Genomic DNA, 2831 nt, shown 5'->3' with positions numbered 1-2831 from the left:
ATGGCCGCTGCTTTGTTTGAGTATGCCCAAATTTATGGAAGGCGTATGTATAATTTTGGATAATCAACACTCGTGGATCGTCCATATTTCTCCACCCTTTATCGCTGTTTAAGAACCAAATTACTTTAATGCTTCTTCCGATACAGGAATGGTCTTCTCTTTTTCTCCATTCCACGGATTAAGCACTAAATCGATGCTGCCGAGGCGTTTGGCTAAGGTTAAAATCGTCGCTTCCTGAGGAGTCACTAACAAAGTAACATGCTGAATGACCCCTTGCTTCCCCGAACTATTGTCATCTAATTGTATTTTCTCAACATCGAAAACTTCGATTTGTTGGAGAATCATATTCGAGAAACTTTGATTATTGTTGGATGTTTTAGAGGTGTAGACGACATCCACCCAATCACCTTTCTCCAACATATTATTAACTGTTGCTTGCGGTTCTAAAGCTAGTGTTAATAATCGCCGATCCTTTGGGATGAAATAAGTAACGTCCACTTTTCCGTTAGCTCGCAAATACATTTGGCGCTGTTCAGGAAAAATTAATGTTTCCGGATCTAATTGTATAGGTTCGCCTGCACGGATTTTTTTTAAAGGAATGCCTCCCACAACGGATTCCTTATCCAATGCAGGCTTATCCAACAGTATTTCTGCTGAGTTGACCTCAACCTCTACTTCTTTTAGCATACTCTCTTTAATCTCCGAATGAGCGGGTATGTCCTCAGCAGCTACGATGATTTTTACAGTCTTCCGAAGAGAGTCTAGATAAGAATAAGTAGTAAATGCGATTGCTCCTGCGCTAAGAACAATAAGGATTACCCGCCAGCTTACTTTGAAAAACATGCTTGTCACTCCATTGCGAATACTAGAATCTATAAATTTAGGTCAAGTGTCTTAAATATTTAATAAGGTTCTGTAGATGAGCATTTTTCATTACAATAATTTCCATGCCCTAAGAGACAAACAGGGACCCCTTAGGCGATATGGAGCTGTTTTTTTGATCACATCAATGGGAATCTCTTGCTTTGCGGCGTCATCGATGAACTCGACGACGCTGTGTCCTTTCCGAGACCGAAGAAGCTCCAGGCCGGAAGAGAGGTCTTGTTGAGATTCCGCGATGCTGTATACACAGGCTAACAGCACCACGACCCAATACCGTTTCACCGCCCGAACGTGGCGAACACGGTACCCATCAAGCTTCAGTTGGTCTTTTGCCTGCCGGAAAAAGCATTCGATCGTCCAGCGCTGGGCATAGTAACGCAAGATCTCTTCGTCACTCAGCTCCCGGTCGGTGCTCAAGATGACATGGAGATGATCCGGCGTCATCGGTTGATCCGCCTTCCAAGCCAGCAGCACCACCGCGTCATCAAGACCGTTGAGAGCGCCTTCGTAGCGGTAGACACGATAGCGCTCGCTCCCCACCGTGACGAGGCGGGTGTCGTTGGGCTCGATATAATGGGCAAACTCCTTCGCTTGGATGGCGATGCCTTTCGGATAGAGAATCCGGTTCGTCTTGAGCATGGCGATGACATGGAATCCTTGTTTCAGGCAGGCTTCGATGAGCGCTTGGGACGGATACCACGAATCCATAAGCACATACACCGGCTGAGCCCACTTCCCCTTGAGCGAGGAAAACATCTCGATCGCTAGGTCGATTTTGCTTCTTCCCGCCGCCTTATCATAGAGACGAAACGCGAACGGAAACGCTTGCGTGAAGGTATGCACCATCCGCCAAACGAGCGAATGCCCCCAAACGGATGGATGATCGTTGTGCGAGTAGTGCCAATCACACCCTTGAATGGCGCGGGCGGCCCGTGACGAAGGCTTTGTTTTTTGGCCAATCGTATCATCCATCGAAGGAACAGTGGTTGATTCGTCCGCTTGGCTAGGCGTTCGATCTGGCGAAGGATCCATTCTTACAGCTTCTCAAGCAGTTTTTCCTCGTTCCAAGGGCTTTTCGTGAAAAAGTGGCTCAGTGTCGTTCGATGATTCGGGTGAAAACTCCAGTACCGGACATCCGTCAATGTCCCCGAACATCCCTTGGTCGTCAAGGCGTCGACAAGGTAAACGAGATGCTTGATGACCGGCTTCGAGAAATCAAGCGCCAATCCCGGCGTCATGAAAAACTTGTGGATTCGTTGATGATGTGCTAATCTATTCATGAGACATGAACCTCCTTGTGGGTAGTTGGTGGTACATCTATTCTAACCAAGGAATCGGGTTCATGTCTCCTTTTTTGTTTAGTTGTCAATTTATGTTAGCAAATTTGCTCATCTACAGTTATTTATAATAAACCAATAATGTAATATAAAGGAGATATGAAAAATGAACAAAGAAACTACTGGAAAAAGTGCAATAAGATGAATTATATACACTCTCTTAGCTTTGGCCGTAATAAGATTTATAGACAAATTAATTTAATTAATCAATATGAAAGTGTTGCAAAATGCATAATGGATAGTAATGGATGCATAAAGAGGACACAAAAAATCCACCCATCTTGGAAATCATTTTAGAGTGACCAAAAACTCAGTTCCAATGGGTGGATACTATCATTATTTCCAATCTTATCAGTGAACTTGCACCGTATAGTGAATAGATCCTCTTTTACAGGCTTTATTTCGGTACCTCGACTAACTGTCCTAACCAGAAGCGTCCTATGTGATAGGAAGATCACCCGGTTCGAAAAAATCATTGTTAAAATGTCTCGTTTTAAACCTCACATTTCGCACCCTCTCGACAAAAATCGGGAGGATTTTTTATCTTCCTGTCGAATCAAACCTTGAAACACAAGCAAAGCAAAGGAGTTTGCCCATCATGGACGTTCGAAT

The 2831-nt window shown here is 44.3% G+C and carries 1 protein-coding gene and 1 pseudogene; both read right to left on the bottom strand.

The window, feature by feature from the left end:
* Positions 1 to 120: 120 nt before the first annotated feature.
* The gene (cpaB, locus tag B4113_RS18305; RefSeq protein WP_033842808.1) at positions 121 to 843 is read right to left on the bottom strand and encodes a Flp pilus assembly protein CpaB; all 723 of its coding nucleotides are present in this window, start codon (positions 841 to 843) and stop codon (positions 121 to 123) included.
* Positions 844 to 974: 131 nt separating this feature from the next.
* Positions 975 to 2162 (bottom strand): annotated as a pseudogene (locus B4113_RS18300) (IS701 family transposase).
* Positions 2163 to 2831: the final 669 nt, after the last annotated feature.

This window comes from Geobacillus sp. B4113_201601 (genome assembly GCF_001587475.1).
In the GTDB taxonomy this organism is placed as follows: Bacteria; Bacillota; Bacilli; order Bacillales; family Anoxybacillaceae; genus Geobacillus; species Geobacillus icigianus.
The sequence above is the reverse complement of the archived record's forward strand: the minus strand, read 5'-3'. Positions and strand labels throughout refer to the sequence as shown.